Source organism: Siminovitchia sp. FSL H7-0308, assembly GCF_037980985.1.
GTDB lineage: Bacteria > Bacillota > Bacilli > Bacillales > Bacillaceae_C > Siminovitchia > Siminovitchia thermophila.
Genome location: NZ_CP150282.1, coordinates 3358098 through 3377877 on the forward strand (window position 1 = coordinate 3358098; position 19780 = coordinate 3377877).

Below are 19780 nucleotides of genomic sequence, written 5' to 3' on the forward strand. Positions count from 1 at the left end.
GCAAACTATTTTTCCACTAAGAAAAATGGTCGTCCAATCGAGGCTTCCAGTCGGAAATAACGATCCAGTCCTGCCTCTCGAAAGGAATGCGTCATATTTGTAACCGTTTGCAAATCAGGGATGTTGAATAGGAAGCATGCATGCCAGTTATTCGGACCTGCATGTCCGGCAGTAAAAATATCCCTGTCAAAGGTACCCAATAGCTCAGATCCGTTGTCTCTCCAGCTTTCCAATATTTGATTAAGCGCCGGAAGGATTTCTTTTTCCTTCTGCTCTTTTGATGTATCAAACCACCCTGTGGATTCGAATGTCATAAAAACTCTTAGTGGATTGGGGATTTCAGGTGCCCCATGTTTAATTTCACTCATTTTTACATACTCCTCTCATTATTAACGCACTCATACTCCGCAGCTCATATCAAAACTAGCTTCAGTGATATAATCTTTTTTCGAAGCAAGAAAGCTTACTAGCTTCTCGGCCTCCTCCGCTGTTCCAACATGAAGGCTTCCTTTCATTTTTTCAGTTTCAGTGGATTCATTTCAGATGCAACGGAATTAACTGTGATTCCCTAGCCGGCACCCTGACAACAGGTACCAGATTTGTTACCTGCTTTACCATAGTCTTTCATTATTTACTGCAAAATTTCTTCCATAACACGCATGGCATTACCGCCGGCTGCTTTGATGATTTCTGTACGATCGTATCCTTGGTTCACCATCCATGCGATCATGTTTTTCATGGCTTCAGCGGGATTTTCAAGTCCTTCTACATAGGGGGATTCATGAAACTCCTCGCCGCTGTGTGAATCGGAAATCCCCAACCGGTCATCAAAGGCATGCTGTATAGCTGAGTGGTCACCGAAGAAAGTGTCCGGACCGAAACCGACATGTTCAATTCCGACCAGCTCAACTAGGTATTCAAAGTGCTCCATCACTGATTCAATGGAATGGTTTGAATGGTTTCTTGTCAAGGTGGTATTTGGTGCTGCGCAGACACCAATCAGTCCCCCTTTTCCAGCACAAGCCTTTAATACCTCATCGGGCTTCATCGTGCTCCTGCATGTGTGATAAGCACCGGCTGAGTGCTGGCTTCAATCACATCCATGCTTGTCCGGTCCCCACAGTGTGAAATATCGATCATCATCCCCAACTGATTCATTCTTTCAATGACTTGTTGGCCAAAATGGGTTAATCCACTGTCATCCTTTTCTCCCAGCCCCGACCCCAGTGTATTGGCTTGGTTATATGTAGTTCCCATACAGCGAATTCCAAGCCCGTACAGGACATCGACACGGTCAACCTCATTTTCCAATGCGCTTGCCGCCTCCAGGGACGGCAGGAGCGCTATTTGCCGATTCACCTTCGCCTGCTTGACATCTTGAAAATTGTTTGCAATACATACTGTCCTCTGTTTTTGTATATCCGCATATCTGATCCCGAGTAAGTAAATCACATCATCCCACTTCAAGCCATTATTTGAAGTGATGAGTGAAATTCCATCCATAAAGTTCTCAAAGATGATATCAATGCCTGACCGGGCAATACCTTCATAATGGAAATGAGTATGCAGTTGACTGCAGTATGGAATAATATCTTTATCATTCTTCGGAGAGATGAAACCATGATCCCGCAGCGACACAATCTGCTCCGTTTCCATAATGTCATTCAAAAGCCTTTCTTTCTCTTCCTTTAAATCCAAAGTAAAATGGGGGACCCGGTCAAGTTCGTACGAAAGTTCATACTCTCTAAAGTCCTTACCGGGTTGTAAATAACTGAAAGAGCGATACCCATCATACTTTTTCCCATTTATAGAGCCTATTATTGTTCTACCTTCTTTCTAATTTCAAATTGTTCTTTCATCGGAAAAGCTTCCTGCCAAGTTTTCTTGTTATCGTCATATAAGCCGTCACTGTATAAGGTTTTTAAAGACTTATTATCAAGCTTCATCGGATCTTTTCCATCCCTGAATGCTTTCGCTTGGGTAAGGAGCAATCTTCTCATATGAATGATCGGTATATCACTTGTTCCCAAGCGCTCGCGTGAACGGTCAACGATTGCGCCCATCGTCTCTGTAGCTGCATGGTCCTGGTTGGCAATCCCTCGAATTCCCGTAAAGTTGGCTGTTTTTTGCAGTTCACGATCTTGGCCATACTCATTTTCCATGTTGATTTTTTTCTTGTAGTCTTCATCCAAAACCAAGCCCCTTCTGGCATGCTGAGCTGCTACATCTATCGTTCCCTCATGGGTAAACTGGACATCCCAAGTCCACGTGCTATGGTCATCCCTTGGTATGAAGGCATGCCACATTCCATCTTCTCCACCAAACCGAGGTGGGTAAGTATAAAACGGGAAAATGTAATGAATTTCCATGAAGGCATTCTTTTCTTCAGATCCGATTCCAACGGCTATACAGCGTTTTCCGTAATTTGTATCTTGAACAGCCTGCTTTACAGGCGGATTTTTCACAAGCGGGTGGTCAGGGTCGATCCCCAGGTCACTGCTTAAAATTCCTTCTTGGACGTTTTGTTCCTGGTGGGCCCTGTGCAAGAAGGCGGCATGCACAAAATCCAGGTCATTTTCCATTGCTTGCGCATAGTTACACTCTTGCCATACACGTTCTATTAATTTGCTTTCTTCGGGCAATCCCATCCAATAGAATTCAGGAAACGGAGGCATATGCTCTTCCGGCCCCATATACGTCCAAATGATTCCACTGACCTCTTTAACCGGGTAGTTTTTCAATTTGATCGATTGTCTGAACTTGCCATCGGTCGGTTCGGATGGAATCTCCGTACAGTTGCCCTCAGTATCAAACTTCCAGCCATGATACATACATCGAATTCCGCAGCCTGCATTGATTCCGTAATATAACGATGTTCCCCGATGTGGACAGCGCTCATCAATGAGTCCAACCTTTCCCTCTGTATCCCGAAAAGCCACCAACGCTTCCCCCAGCAATTTTACACGCTGCGGTTTTCCGTCCTTCGCTAGTTCTTCAGATCGGAGAGCCGGTATCCAATATCTCCGGAACATATCCCCTATCGGGGTACCGGGGTCTGTTTGAGTTAAAAGCTGATTATCTTCTTTTGATAGCATTTTGTCTTGCCTCCTAATATATAAATTTGATATATGATTCCAATTGATCAGGTTACAGCCAAGTCCTTCATTTTCCGTATTTCTCCCCTGAAAAATAATAGAGGATTTTTTTCCTTGTCATAATTGGCTTTCTTCACCTTACCGGTAATGATATAATGGTCGCCGCCTTCAAATATTTCGTCTACATTGCATTCGAGAGTAGCCAAGTTCCCTTGGAGAACAGGTACTCCATCTTCAGATAATGTGTAATCGGCATCGGCAAATTTATCCTGCCCCCTTTTGGCAAACCCCCAGCAATCTGCTTCCTGACCCTGTTGAAGAATATTGACAACAAATGGACGGTTCTTTTTAAAAGCTTCAATACTTCTAGCTTGTTTATCAATGCAAACGAGGATCAATGGAGGGTCCAGCGAGAGGGATGAGAAAGCATTCGCTGTCAAACCGATATTTCCCCCCTCGTTTGTTGTTGTAATGACTGTTACACCTGTGGCAAAATGCCCCAATGTGTTTCTAAATTCTCGCGAATCCATATTCTATTCCTCCTCATTTTTTCTGTTATTGGCTATGCAATTGTTAAGTCATCCACATTGCCAAGCAAAAGCAATATCTGCAGGGAAAGCTGTACCTGAAATCTGCTGTTGGAATCAGATAAGTCTATTTCCAGCAACTCTTCAATTTTTTGAACCCTATAACGCATTCCACTGATGGAAATGCACATTTCTCTTGCTGTTTTATGAAGATTGAACTCATTTTGGGAATACTGCATAAGGGTATGTAACAATTCTGCATTTCTTCTTTCATCGTACTCGATCAAAGTTTTTAAGTTTTCACTTGCAAAGGCTTCCAATTCTTCCGGGTCTCTTGCACTCAGAAAGAGTGTCAAGTGTCCAAGTTCATTAGCAAGGACGACTTTATTATCAGTTTTCTTCCAAATGGCCAATTCCACTGCCCGCTTCACTTCCTGGAACTTTTTGTAAAAATCGGATACGTCCTTTGTCTGGTCGCTTAATCCAATATACACGTTGGACAAACCCAACTTTTTTATCAGCTGTTCACCAAAGTGTTTTGGGGATTTATACCTCTTATCAATTGAATTTTTAGCAATAATTGCTTGTATGCAATTTAATTTGGGCAATAATAATGGCTGATTATCTTCGTATAAAAATTCTTGATAGATATATTCAGAGATTCTGTTTCTTATTTTTAAATATTCATAATCATCAATCTCTTTTGCGCTGGCTTTTTCCTGGATGACAACATACATGACGTAGTGTTCGGTAGAAAGGTTGTAGTCGAGGTATGAAAACCTGTCATATATTTCCTTTCTGTTAATTTCTTTATTATTAAGCAGCTGCTCCAAGAGTTCGCCTTTTAAGCGTTGTTCTGTTTCAATGGCAACCCTTTCATTTTGCATATGGAGAGCTGAAATAATCGCTGCCCTTTCTAGCAAGTCCTTGTAAAAATCATCACTCTCATCGATAACGATCGTTATATAACCGAATATTTTACTTTTTATTAAAATAGGGGTGGTTAATAATTTAAACGTTTTATCTTTGTGTGACCATTCAACAAAAGAATTGCCGGCCAGGTCTTTTAATTTTTCTTTTATATTGGTGACACTCATATATTTATGAATCCCCGGGATTTCTCCGTGTTCAGCCAGCTTTTCAAAGTGCTTGCCCTCAATCAAGACCGGGCAATGGAGGCTTTTCCCTATCGTTTCCGCAAATCCCGGCAGCCCCTTCCCCAGTAGCATATCTTGGGTAAGTTTCTGGCTAAGAGTATATCCGATCTTAAGCCGTTCTTTCTGCTGTTCAATTCTTTTGTACATCTGGTCCAGCTCTTTAGCCATATCAGTATCTTCAAAAAAGAAGAGCTCCTCCGAAATCTCTTCTCCCCATTCCTCTACTGTCTTACCGATATAGCTGCAATGGTCATCTCCTTTTCCTTTGCAATTGATTTCTTTAAAGATCACCTTTTTACCCATGCATTCACTTGTGTATCCGCTTGCATAACCGATTAAAAAATAGCAGACTGGTTCATGGTGCTTGCCTGAATAAGTTAAATGTTGGTTCGCCTCATAAGAATCAATCCAGTATCCGGAGACATTAAATTGGCCCCTTTCCATATCCACCTGAAAATTCTTAGGGTATGACAGGACCCTCCCTGTGAGGTGGTGCACCTTTGAGCCGGCTATCAGCCATTCAATATCATCTTTCCAATCAATTGCTTCCTTTAGAATCCTTGCTTCATGAACACCGCAGTTCCATCCATATCGGAGCAAAAACCTCTTCGCCCTGCTAATGCCAAGGGCATTGGTTAAATCCTTCCGGAGCAACCCCCAGGCATCTGTGCTTGTAAAAGTCAGTTGCAAGTCCTTTAGTTTCATTCCAGATTTTTCTTCAGTAGTTATTAAGTGGCTTAATGAGAGTTCATGTGCCTTAATTCCCAAAGATATCACCCTTATTCATAAGTTTGATTCTCATTTAAGCACTTATCTGTGAAATAATAAAGGTGACTTTTGACTCCACCTTTCCCAAACTGTAGATACATCTCACTTTGATCCGGCTTCTTCTTTTCATTAACATAAGCCAAGAATTGTAATATTGTTTTCCTTCTGGCAGTTATGTCGGTCACCCCATAGTTGAAAAACCAATCGTCAATGACATTAAACACTCCGCGATTGATGGAATATTTTCTTCTGCATAAACTGGTGAATTCCAGATCGGGTAAGTTTACCAATCGCTCATACCGATCGAATTCGGATTCAGAAACAATGTTTACCTTATTAATGTTCATGTAAGATAACCTCTCCGCCAATATTTGAATTACTCGGAAATAACTTCAGGTAACCATGTCTGTGTTTCTGCTATTGTCCATATGCTCGATTGATCATGTAGGTCTCTATACTGCTCCGGGTTTTGCATCTCGGCATAAAGGCCACTTTTCATTCTCTCACCCTTTAAATAATAAATATAAAATGATTGTCATAAATTGTTTTTTCTTAACTATCTCAATTTTATGTCATGGGATTTCCACAAACAATGAACGATTCAGTCTAAAGAGTAACTATTTTCTGTATTATTGTGCCGAATTACGTAAGTAACAATGATTCATTAAACAAGCAAGGATCCTTTCTTAATTTTAGTTTTGCAAACCTATGGCCTTGCCTTTTTAGCCGAAATATCCGAAGATATGAGCGGACTCCCAAACTGTATTCTCCTAGATTTTTAATAAATAAACACCTAATTATTCACCCGCTCAACAAGCTGTAAAAGCTCCCGACTCGGCCCCCAAAAAAGAATCATGCGTCCACCTTCAAGGGTTGACTTAATTTCATCGGAACAAAATTCTACATTTTTATCCTTTAAATAGCCGATGGCCGCCTCTATACTTTTTTATGAAGGCCACCTAGCGAAAGCACGGTAGAAAACTTGTGTCTACTTTCTTGACATAGTATCACTTCAGCATGATGAAAAAATATAGACACACTTGAAACAGTTTTAGGAAAAGAATAAATAAAGGCCTGTCCTCTATCCTTCAAAGCAAAGTTAGAAAACAAGCCCTTTATCAAGCAAATTTCGTAGCGATTAATGGGTGGTCCTCTTCCAAAAACGGTGTGCGGAAACAGCCTTTGTAAACTCTTCTATAAACTCACTTGGGGCATCCCCGATAACAACCCCTTCGTGGCTGGGTAATTGCAGTGCAAGTATGAATTCCTTCCCATGAAATGAAGCTCCTACAGGTTTATAATGGGAATAAGCTTCCTTTATGAAATAAGAAGCGGATTGTGAAAAGGAATTTCCAGTTTCGGCCCCTCCGACAACATATACTGAATCAAATAACACGGAATCACTTGTCAGAAAAGTATGGTCCACTTCTAAAGCAATCCCTTCTCCACCTTTAATCATTCCTTGTGCTTCACTAATGATCAAAGGACGGATGCCGGTTTTTTGCAGGGCTTCTAATATAATCGGAAGATTTTTGTCAAACCCTTCCCCAACCAAGACAGCCATTTTTCTGGTATCCGGTCGTTTCACTGTATTTTCCTGACTAAGTGCGGGAGAGGACTTTGTGATTGTCGGCCCTTGAAAGCTGTCAGGTGGATGGACACCGATTTTGCGGGCAACAGCTTGCGCCAATCCAAGATCAATATTTGCCAACATATCAACTACTTGTTGACGGACCGTCTTTTCCTTGCACATACCCAATTCAAAGCTAAAAGCATTTGTAATATGCTCTTTTTCCGGCTCACTCATGCTATTCCAAAACATGATCGCCTGGGAAAAGTGATCTTTGAAACTGTCACTCCGCGCTTGGATTTTTCTGCCCTCAACCTTTTCTTGATAGTGAATATATCCTCCTTCTTCTTCGCTGGACGTTGAAGGTGTATTGCCCGCAAGGGCATTTTTATGGTAGCTTACCTGACCGACATTGATCGTTTGTCTCCCATATCCATCCCTTTGATTATTATGGAATGGGCAGATCGGCCGGTTAATCGGCAACTCATGAAAATTAGGTCCGCCAAGTCGAATGAGCTGGGTATCTGTATAAGAAAACAATCTTCCTTGCAGAAGAGGATCATTTGTAAAATCAATTCCCGGCACCACATTTCCCGGATGAAAGGCCACTTGTTCCGTTTCGGCAAAAACATTATCCACATTCCGATTCAACGTCATTTTTCCAACGATCTTAACCGGGATATCTTCTTCCGGCCATATTTTAGTCGGATCTAAAATATCAAAATCAAACATAAACTCGTCTTTTTCATCTATGATCTGCACACCAAGCTCATATTCCGGGTAGTCCCCATTTTCAATTGCTTCATATAAATCCTGCCGATGAAAGTCCGGGTTCTTTCCATTCAATTTTTGCGCTTCGTCCCATACAATTGAATGGACACCCAGCTTCGGCTTCCAATGAAATTTCACAAAAAAAGCTTTGCCTTCCTCGTTTACAAAACGGAAGGTATGAACACCGAACCCTTCCATCATGCGGAAGCTGCGCGGTATCGCCCTGTCGGACATGGCCCACATCACCATATGGGCAGATTCCTGGTTATTGGCCACAAAGTCCCAAAAAGTATCATGGGCGGTCGCCGCCTGCGGAATTTCATTGTGCGGCTCAGGCTTGATCGCATGAATCAGGTCAGGGAATTTGATGGCGTCTTGAATGAAGAATACCGGTATATTGTTGCCGACCAAATCATAGTTGCCTTCTTCCGTATAAAATTTCGTCGCAAAACCGCGCACATCCCTCGCCAGTTCACCCGAACCACGAGACCCGGCCACAGTGGAAAATCTAACAAATACAGGTGTTTTCTTTCCGGGCTCTTGTAAAAATCTAGCTTTTGTATATTTTTTCAGTGATTCATATACTTCAAACTCACCGTGTGCCGCATATCCTCTCGCATGCACCACTCTCTCCGGGATCCGCTCATGATCGAAGTGGGTTATTTTTTCCCGAAAATGAAAGTCCTCCATCAGAGTGGGCCCCCGTTTGCCCGCTTTCAGTGAAAACTCATCCTCTGACACTTTCAGGCCCTGGTTTGTCGTCAATTTCTTACCTTCGTCATAAGAGCGATACCGCTCTAATTGCTCGTCTTTTTCATTGTGGTTCAGCTTATCGTCTTTGCTCATTTTATATAACCTCCCCAAAAAAGATCTCCACTCATCCCCTACCCTTACACCGGATGATAAAACTGAGAATTTCGGAGGATATTTCATACAGAAAGAAAAAGCGCTAGCCCATGCCAAAAGCTGTTCAACTAGCTTATAAGCAGTATCACGGCTGCTCGCGTTTGGCAAATGAAGCATCAACACCTCTTGAACTTGTCACAAAGTTTTAGCATGCAATCTAACACTTTCTTTCCATATAAAAAACAGCGGAGATTTCCCCCTCCACTGTTTGATATTTTCCTGTTCTAAGTACGAATGTTACATATAGTACCAACCACCATTACATATAATTTAAAAATCTATCAATTTCTTCTTCGGTGTTGTAAAAATGTGGCGAAACTCTAATTCCGCTTCTATAATTGACCATTACATGATGTTTAGCGAAATTCTCCAAGTTTCCTCCTTGAAATAAAGTAATCCCTGATATACTGTCTTCCGGAGACAATAACGTTACATGAGGAATTGTTTTAAGACCTGAGCGCAAGCGCTTCGTCAACTTTTGTACTCGCTCATTGATATATTGTTTCCAGGGCAGTAATACACTCAATGTTTCGTGTACTCCTGCAATGGCGGAAAAATTCATATTCCCTGTTTCATACCGCCGAGCATCCTTGCTTAAATGAAAATCAATCTTTTCATATTCAAATGGGGCTTCCATACTAGCCCATCCAACCCAGGGCATCCGCATCTTGTTCATAGTAAGTTTATTTATATAGACGAATGAAACGCCATCGGGTCCCATCGCCCATTTATAAAACCCGCTCACAAGCACATCGACGTGTATTTGTGACAAATCCAACTCACGGCTACAAAACCCTTGAATGGCATCTACTACAAACAAAATATTATTTTCTTTGCAAAAATCTCCTAACCTTTGAATGTCTATCATATTACCATTTGTGGCACTCACCCAACTTACACTAATCACTTTTGTTTTGGATGTGACAGATGCAATAATATGATCAACTGTCAGGCGGTTATCAGTAAAAGGAACCGTCTTCACATTCACCCCACATTCTTGTTGTAAAGCAAGCCAAGGATAAACATTCGACGGAAATTCTTTGTCTGGTATAATGACTTCATCTCCTTCAGACAATAAAAATCCTTGTGCTGCCAAGTTGATTCCTGCAGAAGTATTCCATAAAAACGCTATTTCACTTGATTGTACATGGAGCCACTCGGCTACTAATGAACGCGTTTCCTCTATCAGATTCCACCATTTTGGAAAATCAGGTCCATCTTTTTGTCTTTCCAAATGAAAGTCATGAATGCGGTTAACTACATCAGTATGAAGCGGGGACATTGCCGCATGATCCAAATAAATCTTCTCATTTACAATCGGAATGCCTTCCCGGAAGCGATCTATTGCTTCATTATTCATGTTCTCCCACTCTCTTTCTTATTCGGGAATTATACTCAATAACAACATTTCTATTTTACAGCTTTAGATGTTGAAATATTTTCGCGTATATTTCAATTGCTTGCAACAGTGAATTCTCATCTATCCATTCATCTGCGGTATGTGCTTGCTGAATACTGCCCGGCCCGAATACAACAGTTGGAATTCCAACAGGCTGAATTTTACTTGCATCACATCCGAATGGTAATCCGACATAAGAAACATCTTCTGGTTTATCTTGTTTCATGATTTCCGCCAAGCTTACAAGCGCTTTATCTGTAAGGTTATTCGTCAAAGGCGGATCAATTAAGTATGGATCATTCCACCTAATTTTGGCCCACACCGAATCCGTAACATGCTGTTTTACAATATTTTTGATTTCATTGAATGCTTCTTCCCAATCTTCTTGCGGGTTAAGGCGTCGATCTATATGAATGGAACATGTATCGGGAATTATATTCACCTGTTCTCCACCCGCTATGAGGGTGACACTGATTGAACTTTTACCACAAAGAGGATGTGTCTTATATTCAACTGTTTCTTTTGCGGCCGTTTTTAATACCTGAATGACATCGGCCATGATCTCAATCGCATTTACACCTTCCCAAGGAGTAGCAGAATGGACACTTGTCCCTAATGCATTGACTTCAAAACGTATACTCCCTTTATGAAACGCCGCAAATTGAAGCTCTGTTGGCTCTCCGACTATCGCCAAATCAGCATGAACAGAATTTTTCACCAAAAAATCGACACCGCGATGTTTGTGCTCCTCATCCACTACTGCGGCAAACAAAATATTGATTGGCAGTTGGCCACCACATTCCATCATGGCTTTTCTGATACCGAGAACCATTGCCGCGATTTGGCCCTTGGCATCACATGCGCCGCGCCCATACCATCTGCCACCCTCGCTTTTTAATGTAAACGGATCAATTGACATGCCCTGAATGCTTACTGTATCCAAATGTGTTTCCAGCAGGATTGTCGGACAATCTTCCCCTGCTTTGTAAGACGCGTAACAGTTAAAACGATTAGGCAACACTTCCTCTTGCCAACAGAAAAAATCAGGCAAATACTTTTTTATATACGCTAGCAATTTATCGCCTACCGCTTTTTCACCAAATAATTCACTCGTTTCGCCATGGTCTTCCGGATTGACACTAGGAACCCGAACCAATTGTTCCAGTAAAATAAATGCCTCTTCTTTCCAGTCCATTTTTCTCCATCCCTTCATTTTTTAAAATGTAGAGGGAACAATCACTTTATTTAATTGCTCTATTGCTTTTTGAATATGAGCTTGCCCATTTTGCAAAAGAAACAAGCGATGGCCGGAAAATAAGGCATCCACATGTAAACCACTTAACTTTTTAATATCTTCACGATAACTGGCAAGATCAGATCCCGGAGCATTTAATAACCCAATATCTCCGTGAATAAAAACAAAATCACTCGCAAAGAGCACATTGCCTTCATCTGTTTTCATCAAAAAACAATACATCCCCGGACTATGTCCGCGCACATAAATGGGCTGAAGCCGCAACGCCCCACATGAAATCATTTCTGTTTCATTCATGACATGATCCGGTTCAAAATAAGTAAAAACATAATCTTCGGGATACCCCCCTGCATTTTTAGCAAGGCGCAGTGCCCATTCCACTTCATCCCTTTGATCATTCATCCAATTATATTCTTCCTCAGACAACCATACCTCCTTCCCCTCTTTTTGAAAAAATGTTGCCCCGCCGCTATGATCAGCGTGCGAATGTGTACAAATAACCCGGGAAACTTTTTCCCATGGAACATACTTCTGGACATTTTCCTTAATTTTTTCGGAATCAATCCCTACTCCTGCATCAATTAATAGGGCATCATTATCACCATTTACAAGGTAAACGTGGCAGTCATATTCATTAGATAAACCGATTTCGCCACTGCCAACTAAAAATACATTTTTTGTTAATTGCATGTTCCTGTCCCTCCCACACAATTCACACATTTTCCCATGAAATTGCTCTCCGTTCTTTTGCAGACGTAATCAATGCATCACATATTTTAATGCCCAAAACGGCTTCTTCCATCGGAACTACTTGACGTGTGCTTTTATTCTTGATCAATTCCACAAAATGCTCCAGCTCATTCCGCAGCGCTCCATAAACATGACCGTGTATGAATGGCGAGAGCTGGATATCTGGTCTCATCATTTTCCCATGATCAATAACAGATAGCGTATCTCCCGGAAAACGATAGCGAATATGTCCGCCATCATACATCATTTCTAATTCCACATCGAGATATTGTCCATATTCATTCGGTAAGCACCACTGTGTTTCCAGGGAACAAATCATGCCGTCTTCCATTTCAATGAAGCCAAAAAAGATCCCTGGCATATCAATATCGGACACAATCTTTTTTTCCATGGCAAAAAATCGCTTTGGCTTTGAATTCGTATACCATACTAATTGATCAATATCATGAGAAAGAGCCATAAACACCGGATGAGTACGAGCATGTAATGAAAACCGCTCAAAAGGTACATTGCGTTTGAATCTGACTGAATGTATGGGTCCTGTAATGGTTTCCAATTTATTTTTCACGGCCGCATAACCAGGATCAAAGCGAAGCATGTGGCCCGGCAATATGATTGAATCACTTGTTTTAGCCAGCTTTAATAACTGTTCCGCTGTTTCAACTTGAGTAGAAATCGGCTTTTCAATTAATACATGTTTTCCATATTCCACAGCCTGGCGCGCGATCGGTTCATGACTCTGTTCATCAGTTGCGATAACAACCGCGTCTAATGCTTTTTCTTGTAACAACTTCGTTACATCCGTATACGTTTTTTCACTGCTAATCCCATATTCTTTCGCCACAATCATTAAACGCTCTTCACTGCGATTACAAATTCCGAATAATTCCACTCCATTCATGGAACGTATCGTACGAATATGCTCAACTCCGAAAGCTCCGGTACCGATCACCGCAATCCTTACCACTCATATCACTCCCGCTTATTCTTCTATTTCTTTACTGCCCATCTTTTCAAAAAACAGTTGTACTTTTGCTTCATATTCGTTCGTGGGTTTGATCATAAGACTTAACACAACACCTGTAATCAGCGTCATGAATGTACTAGTCGCTGTAGTGGCAGCAAGACCTTGTATCCCTCCTACTCCCAGTATAGAAACAAGCAGTCCGCTTCCAGCTCCCACAACAATAGAAATCACCGCGGCCATCGCTTTCATTTTTCGCCAAAATATCGCTAAACAAACAATGACAAAAATAGGCATGTCGGTTACAGCTATCACATTGAGAATGGCATCCACCGCTCCGCCTAAAAACGGCACAATCATGGCCCATATCGTGCCAATAATAGCTAAAATGATCGTTGCGATCCGAGACACTTTTAAATAATGTGAAGGTCTTTCTTTTGGTTTCCACTTTTTATAAAAATCTTCTGTGAATAAGGATGAAGATGCGCATAATGCCGAGTCAGCGGTTGATATGCCGGCAGACAATAACGCGGCAAAAAATATCCCCAATAAACCAACCGGTAATAATTCAATATACACTTGCGGACCAACCATATCCGGGTTAAGACTGGCAACTAATTCTTCGGATAAAATAGAGTGTGCCGCCAATCCCGGTAAAATTTCTAAAATAGCGATTGGAATCGCAATAATCGCAGCGAAAATTAATCCCCATCTCGCCACATTGACTGATTTGGCGGCAAGTCCTCTTTGCATCACAAATTGGCTCGTAATAAAATAAGGGAAACCTAAAATAGTCATCGCGATAATCCAAGGCCAGCCATTGGCATTCTCTGCTGACGGAACCCATTCCGTTAAGTGGCCAGGAACAGATTGAACGACCCCGTTCCATCCCCCTAATTGGGAAAAAATATAGGCGCCTCCGATAAAAAGGCCGGCAAACATAAAGATAAACTGAATGGAATCGGTTATAACGACTGATCTCAAACCACCTAAATACGTATAGATCACGACAATTAAAGCAATGATTAATATCATCCAGTTCATATGAATGCCGAAAACCAACCCTAAAATAACCGCTGCAGCGTAAACCGTCACACCATACCGATTTAACGTATCAGCCAGTATCCAAATGACACTTATTAACCCTCTTACGCGACCATCATAACGGTCTTCAAAAATCTCCGACATGGTATTGTATCTTAATTTTCTGTAAATAGGCACAAAAACGACAGCTGCCAGTACACATGCCATGGCGTTTAACGCGATCCAACTGACAGAAACACCCGCATTATAAACTAACCCCGGCTTACCAACCAAACTCCATGTTGAAAAGTTTGTCGCACCAAAAGTGGCCGCCAACATGAAGGGACCAAAAGTTCTCCCCGCTACCGCAAAATCTTCAAAACTAGAGATACCTTTTGAAACCCACCAACCGATTAATAAAGTAAGCAATACATATAAAATGATAATCACGATATCGATGCTTGCGATCGTATGATCCATTTACCGATTCTCCCCCTTCACCGCTTCCTTTTCCTCTTCAGAAACCATAAACGATAACAACTCGTTGCGGGCGACAGCTATAATCCCTCCGACTATCCATAGTAAATAACCAATCATCACAAAAGGAGTCACTACACTTCCGGCAAGCACTGATCTTAAGATTAAGGCAATGACAAACATGAAGAAACTGACAACCATTAGCCCCATGCCAAATCGCCCTTTTAACACCGGGTCTTTTTCCTGCTTTTCAAATAAAATCTTTCCCTTTAATTCCAAGTACGGGCCGACACTCAGCAAAATGGCGAACACGACAACAGAACCTAATATTAAAACGCTTCCGAAATCCATCTATCATTCCCTCCTCATTTCATATGACTTCTTGCTTAAATACCTTCAATCGCTCTAACACTTTTTCTTTCTCTCTATTTTGAATCCACTCGGCTTCTACTAAACTACCGCCCACGCCAACAGCTTTTACTCCCGCTTGAAACAGCGCTTTCACGTTTTCAAGTCCGACACCTCCAACCGCCAGTAACTGAATCTTGTTTAACGACGCCAGCACATCTTTTATATAGGAAGCGCCTAATTGGCGAATAGGAAAAATTTTAATCAATTCTGCCCCCAACTCACTCGCATATTGAATTTCGGTCGGCGTCAATGCCCCGGGAATATACGGGATCTCTATGTCACGCGCTGCCATGGCCACTTCTTTTGATACGTTTGGAGCCAGAAAAAAGGTGGCCCCACAATCTCTTGCATCACATGCCATTTTTTTCGTTAAAACGGTCCCGGCACCTATGTCCATGTCCTTCCCAAATTCCTTCGCCAATTTCTCTAATACAATGTAACTATTCGGACGGTTTAGTGAAACTTCCAATATGTTTAACTCCGCTTCCTGTAAACAACCCGCTAAAAATAAAGCATCTTCTATTTCCATCCCCCTTAAAATGGGGACAATCTTGCAAGCTGTTATTTTTGCTAACATTTGATCACCGATCCTTTCACTCATTATTGCGACTATTACAATTAACGAAGCGTTTCCGAGTCTTTATTCAAAAAGCGCTCCAACTCATGTTTCATCGGCAGTCCACTTGTATCTCCTTCTGAGCTAACCACAAAAGCGGCACAAGCGTGACCAAATTTTACAGACGTTTCATGATTTTCGCCTCGTAGATAACCATGTAAAAATCCCGCCGCAAAAGCATCTCCCGCACCAATCTCATCCACTACACGCCTCACTGGAAATGGAGGTACAAAGGTATGACAGCCCTTCTGTATGATCCACGCTCCATTGGCTCCATCTTTCATCACAGTAAGCGGGATAGCCCATTCAGCCAACTGCGCTTGGATATCCCGCAAATGTTTTGCTCCACATAGCAGCTTCATCTCACTTTTCCCGGGTAAAAAAATATCGCACTGTTTTGCAATGGGGATCAAGACTTTTTTCGCCTCTTCTATACTCCATAATTTCAAACGAATGTTTGGATCAAAGCTAATGACCGTTTGATGTTGCTTTGCCAACGCGATGGCTTCCATCACCAACTCTTTACAAGAAGCGCTTAATGATGGCGTAATACCAGTAATGTGGAGAACTTTGGCATCTTTCACCCACTTGTTTTGGAGATCTTTTTTACTCAATTGAGTGGCAGCAGAATGGTCCCGATAATAAATCACTTCTGTATCTAATAACTCTTTTTTTTGTTTAAACATAATTCCTGTCGGATAATGAGGATCAATCATAACGCCGCTCGTATCAATCTGATGGGCATTTAATTCATATAAAATTTTTCGTCCAAATGGGTCATCCCCCAATCTGCTAAACCATTTAACCCGATGTCCGAGCCGTGCCAAAGCGATGGAAACATTCGTTTCAGCACCGGCGACAGAAACAAACGAATCGTGGTGTTGCACAATTGAACGATTATTTAATGCGGTAAAAGCGACCATTGTTTCACCAAATGTCAGTACATCCATGTCGTAACCCCTATTCTTCTAGTTCTACGATTGTCTCAATTTCTACTGGTGTATTAAAGGGCAACTCATTCGCTGACAAAGCGGAACGGGCATGTTTGCCTTTTTCCCCAAAGACCTCTTCTAAAAATTCAGACGCGCCATTGATGACATAAGGTTGTTCAACAAACCCGTCTGCCGAATTAACAAAGCCCAATAGTTTAACAAAGCTTTTAATATTGTCTAAGTTGCCAATTTCGCTCTTTATCACCGCTAACGTATTGATCATCGCTTGTTTAGAAGCCTCGTACCCCTCTTGAACTGTTAAATCCTTACCCACTTTTCCTTCATACAAAAGCTTTCCATTTACACGGCAATCTTGACCTGATACATACAGCATATTACTGCCAAACCTTTTAGCGGGTATATAAACGGCAGCAGGTTGAGGCGCCGGAGGCAATTCAATTCCTAATTCCTTTAACTTTTTTTCAATTTGTGACATCGTAACATCCCCTTTGTTTTAATATTTAAAACAACGTTTCAATATATAGCGAAAAAAATTAGAGACTTCCCAAACGGCGTGATATGAATTGAGCAGTCTCTTTCACCTCTAAAGCCAAATCAAATAATCTTTCTTCATCTATACGTGAAGAGGGACCAGCAATACTAATCCCGCCAAGCACTTTCCCATTATAATTGAAAATAGGCGATGCTGCGCAACTCACACCCAATTCATGCTCTTCTCTATCTAATGCGAATCCTTGTGCCCGGATCATTTTTATTTCTTTTTTAAGATGGGCAGCATCGGTAATTGTGTTTTTGGTAAATGGATGAAAATGAATATGATTCATAATATGGTTCCTTTTTTCCTCAGGAAGAAAAGCCAAAATTGCCTTGCCTACGCCCGTACAGTAAACCGGTGCCCGTTTGCCGACTTTTGAATACATACGAATCGATCTTTCACACTCTACTTTATCAATATAAACGACTTCGTGATCATCAATGATACCAAGGTGAACGGTTTCATTCACACGATCTTTTAAATCAACCAAAAACGGACGTATATCTTTTGTCCAATCCACTTTATTCACGATACGTGAAGCAAGCTCAAACAATCTAATCCCGGAATGATATTTTTTTGTATCAGGCTCTTGTTCCAAATATTGTTCTTCTTCTAATGTCGCCAAAAATCGATAAATAGTACTTTTATTTAGATCTAGTCGTTGTGCTAATTCCGTGACACCAATTCCATCATCACTTTTGGCAATTTCTTCTAAAATACGCAACAACCTTACAGTAGATGAATTACGTAATGACTTATTCAAGCTATCCACCTTTTTCAACTATTAAAACATTGTTTTATTATTTTTTCATATTATAATCGAAGCGAAGCATAAAAGTCAAATAAATATAGTTAAAATTTTTTCTACAATGGCATGAAAAATGTGAGAAATCGGACATAACACAATCTAGCTTAAGCGCCGCATCCTGCCCAAATAAATGAGTATTCCACACTTGAGCGATAACAAAAACTCGACTAAATTAAATAGCCTAAACGACCTCAAGTGAGGGATGAAAAAAAACCGCAAATCTCGCGGTACAAAAGTTGAAAATGATTCATTCCATTGTTCATTAAGGAACAGCGGAGAGCTAACTCTCCACTGTTTTGGAACGTTCGTTTTGCGCTTCAGATCGTTTCTTTCTGTCTGTTACCTCAAGGACATCAAGCAAAAACACAAAAACCGGAATCCCGATGATCAGCCCCCAAACCCCAAAAAAGTGTTGCGAGAATATCAGGACGATGAATGTATAGAAAACGGGCAAATCCGTTTTGGCCGACATGAACTTCGGATTTAATACATACGCCTCAACCGCATGAATGATCGCAATGGCCGCCACAACATAAACGACCTTAATCAAGCCACCGATCGAATAGGCGATCAAGCAAAGCGGAATCAAGGAAATGATCACACCCGCAACCGGAATGAGTCCCAGAAAAAAAACCATGAGCGCCAATACAAATAGCTGAGGAAAATCCAAGATCACGAGCGCCACCATTGTCAAAAAGCAATTGACAAGGGCGATCATAAACTGGACTTCTATCACCTTGCCAAAGGTACGCGTAAATTTTTTTCCGAAAAACTCAAGCTCAAAATAAAAGGGAGCGAGTTTACTGCTTTTAAATTTTGCCGTAAATTCTTGTAAACGGGGCTTTTCCAGCAAGAAAAACAAGCTCAATACCAAAGCAATCATCACGTGGATACTTATTTTGCTAATATCCGTAAACGATTTGATCAGAAAAGAAAAGCCATTTTCCAAATAGGACACGATTTGATTTTTGGAAATAACCGCTTCGATATACTTGATCACAGTATTGTCGTGCGGCTGCGTGTAAAAAGCGTTGACTTGTTTAATCAACTGGCTTATTTCCAAAGTTAAAATGGGAAGATATTTCACAAGCCCGTATGCCAGCACACCGACAATGACCGTATACATAAACAAAACGAGCAGCTTCCGGTTAACTGGAATTCGCTTTGCGGTGAATTCAATCAGGCGATTCATTAAATACGAAAAGATAAAGGTCAGTAAAATCAAATTCATCATACTTCTCATGCTGTATAAAATCAGGACAATCAGAGCAAAAATAATGATGCGTTTGACCCCTTTTTTTTGAAATATTTCCATGATGCCCATTCAGTTCGTGTCCCCTTGTCTATATATCTCTTATCCCTCTATTATAACAATGATCCCGTTCTGGCAGGAAATTAGTTTTAAAAAAATACATCAGTCTTTTTTGGAACAATCAGGAACCACTTGCAAAAAAAATGATTGAAAAATGGTTATAGATGTACTATTATTTGTATGTGAATTTTTAAGAATTGCTGGTGTAGCACAGTTGGTAGTGCACGTCACTCGTAATGACGGGGTCGCAGGTTCAAATCCTGTCACCAGCACTTGAAAACGACGTTGAAATGTCAACGATTCCGTAAATGTGGAGTCGTTTTTCCTTGTCGGCAAGCTTGTTCCCCAGCGGCTTCGTAAAAAGTGTGTGGTGATATCCCGTCCATTCAATTTAGAATCCGCAAGAACCCTTTGCGCCATCTTAAAATCAAAAGACTGCACGGGAAGTGTGCTGGCCAGACCACTATTTCACTATGGATGACA

At 41.2% G+C, this 19780-nt stretch carries 19 protein-coding genes and 1 tRNA gene; 1 reads left to right on the forward strand and 19 read right to left on the reverse strand.

The window, feature by feature from the left end; genetic code table 11:
- Positions 1 to 5 precede the first annotated feature (5 nt).
- From MHB50_RS15830 to MHB50_RS15920, 19 genes are all read right to left on the reverse strand, one after another.
- Positions 6 to 368 carry a hypothetical protein gene (locus tag MHB50_RS15830; RefSeq protein ID WP_205180261.1) on the reverse strand — a complete coding sequence of 121 codons (363 nt, stop codon included), beginning with the start codon at positions 366 to 368 and terminating at the stop codon, positions 6 to 8.
- Positions 369 to 631: 263 nt separating this feature from the next.
- Positions 632 to 1048: a membrane dipeptidase gene (locus MHB50_RS15835; protein ID WP_236017168.1), complete on the reverse strand. Its 417-nt coding sequence runs from the start codon at positions 1046 to 1048 to the stop codon at positions 632 to 634.
- A complete protein-coding gene (locus tag MHB50_RS15840; RefSeq protein ID WP_236017169.1) occupies positions 1045 to 1668 on the reverse strand; it encodes a membrane dipeptidase in 624 nt (207 codons plus the stop codon). Before MHB50_RS15840 ends, MHB50_RS15835 begins: the two co-directional genes overlap by 4 nt.
- Positions 1669 to 1817: 149 nt before the next feature.
- Positions 1818 to 3095, reverse strand: a complete 1278-nt coding sequence (locus tag MHB50_RS15845; protein ID WP_340084176.1) for a Rieske 2Fe-2S domain-containing protein — start codon at positions 3093 to 3095, stop codon at positions 1818 to 1820.
- A 47-nt stretch (positions 3096 to 3142) separates the two neighbouring features.
- Positions 3143 to 3625 (reverse strand): flavin reductase family protein, encoded by a 483-nt coding sequence (locus MHB50_RS15850; RefSeq protein WP_205180264.1) that lies wholly within the window; start codon positions 3623 to 3625, stop codon positions 3143 to 3145.
- A 32-nt stretch (positions 3626 to 3657) separates the two neighbouring features.
- Positions 3658 to 5547 carry a XylR N-terminal domain-containing protein gene (locus MHB50_RS15855; RefSeq protein ID WP_340084177.1) on the reverse strand — a complete coding sequence of 630 codons (1890 nt, stop codon included), beginning with the start codon at positions 5545 to 5547 and terminating at the stop codon, positions 3658 to 3660.
- A gap of 11 nt (positions 5548 to 5558) precedes the next feature.
- Positions 5559 to 5894, reverse strand: coding sequence for a hypothetical protein (locus MHB50_RS15860; protein ID WP_205180266.1), 336 nt, complete (start codon positions 5892 to 5894; stop codon positions 5559 to 5561).
- 791 nt (positions 5895 to 6685) lie between these two features.
- On the reverse strand, positions 6686 to 8734 hold the full coding sequence (locus MHB50_RS15865) for a catalase (protein ID WP_340084179.1): 2049 nt from the start codon (positions 8732 to 8734) through the stop codon (positions 6686 to 6688).
- Positions 8735 to 9053: 319 nt separating this feature from the next.
- Positions 9054 to 10154, reverse strand: a complete 1101-nt coding sequence (locus MHB50_RS15870) for an aminotransferase class V-fold PLP-dependent enzyme (RefSeq protein WP_205180268.1) — start codon at positions 10152 to 10154, stop codon at positions 9054 to 9056.
- A gap of 55 nt (positions 10155 to 10209) precedes the next feature.
- Entirely contained in the window at positions 10210 to 11388 is a 1179-nt protein-coding gene (locus MHB50_RS15875; RefSeq protein WP_340084181.1) for a M20/M25/M40 family metallo-hydrolase, read from the reverse strand.
- A gap of 21 nt (positions 11389 to 11409) precedes the next feature.
- A complete protein-coding gene (locus tag MHB50_RS15880; protein WP_205180269.1) occupies positions 11410 to 12138 on the reverse strand; it encodes an MBL fold metallo-hydrolase in 729 nt (242 codons plus the stop codon).
- Positions 12139 to 12160: 22 nt separating this feature from the next.
- Complete coding sequence (locus MHB50_RS15885; RefSeq protein ID WP_205180270.1) at positions 12161 to 13165, reverse strand: Gfo/Idh/MocA family oxidoreductase; 1005 nt, start codon at positions 13163 to 13165, stop codon at positions 12161 to 12163.
- 15 nt (positions 13166 to 13180) lie between these two features.
- Positions 13181 to 14665, reverse strand: a complete 1485-nt coding sequence (locus MHB50_RS15890) for a sodium:solute symporter family protein (RefSeq protein ID WP_077111286.1) — start codon at positions 14663 to 14665, stop codon at positions 13181 to 13183.
- Positions 14666 to 15013, reverse strand: a complete 348-nt coding sequence (locus MHB50_RS15895; RefSeq protein ID WP_077111284.1) for a hypothetical protein — start codon at positions 15011 to 15013, stop codon at positions 14666 to 14668.
- Between the two features lie 19 nt (positions 15014 to 15032).
- Positions 15033 to 15650 carry a bifunctional 4-hydroxy-2-oxoglutarate aldolase/2-dehydro-3-deoxy-phosphogluconate aldolase gene (locus MHB50_RS15900; RefSeq protein WP_205180272.1) on the reverse strand — a complete coding sequence of 206 codons (618 nt, stop codon included), beginning with the start codon at positions 15648 to 15650 and terminating at the stop codon, positions 15033 to 15035.
- A gap of 41 nt (positions 15651 to 15691) precedes the next feature.
- Positions 15692 to 16639, reverse strand: coding sequence for a sugar kinase (locus MHB50_RS15905; protein ID WP_339164695.1), 948 nt, complete (start codon positions 16637 to 16639; stop codon positions 15692 to 15694).
- 10 nt (positions 16640 to 16649) lie between these two features.
- A complete protein-coding gene (locus tag MHB50_RS15910) occupies positions 16650 to 17117 on the reverse strand; it encodes a RidA family protein (protein WP_205180276.1) in 468 nt (155 codons plus the stop codon).
- 58 nt (positions 17118 to 17175) lie between these two features.
- The gene (locus tag MHB50_RS15915; RefSeq protein WP_339164696.1) at positions 17176 to 17940 is read right to left on the reverse strand and encodes an IclR family transcriptional regulator; all 765 of its coding nucleotides are present in this window, start codon (positions 17938 to 17940) and stop codon (positions 17176 to 17178) included.
- Positions 17941 to 18265: 325 nt separating this feature from the next.
- Entirely contained in the window at positions 18266 to 19309 is a 1044-nt protein-coding gene (locus MHB50_RS15920) for an AI-2E family transporter (RefSeq protein ID WP_077111278.1), read from the reverse strand.
- A 187-nt stretch (positions 19310 to 19496) separates the two neighbouring features.
- Between MHB50_RS15920 and MHB50_RS15925 the strand changes: the two genes are divergently transcribed.
- A tRNA-Thr gene (locus MHB50_RS15925) sits at positions 19497 to 19569 on the forward strand.
- Positions 19570 to 19780 lie beyond the last annotated feature (211 nt).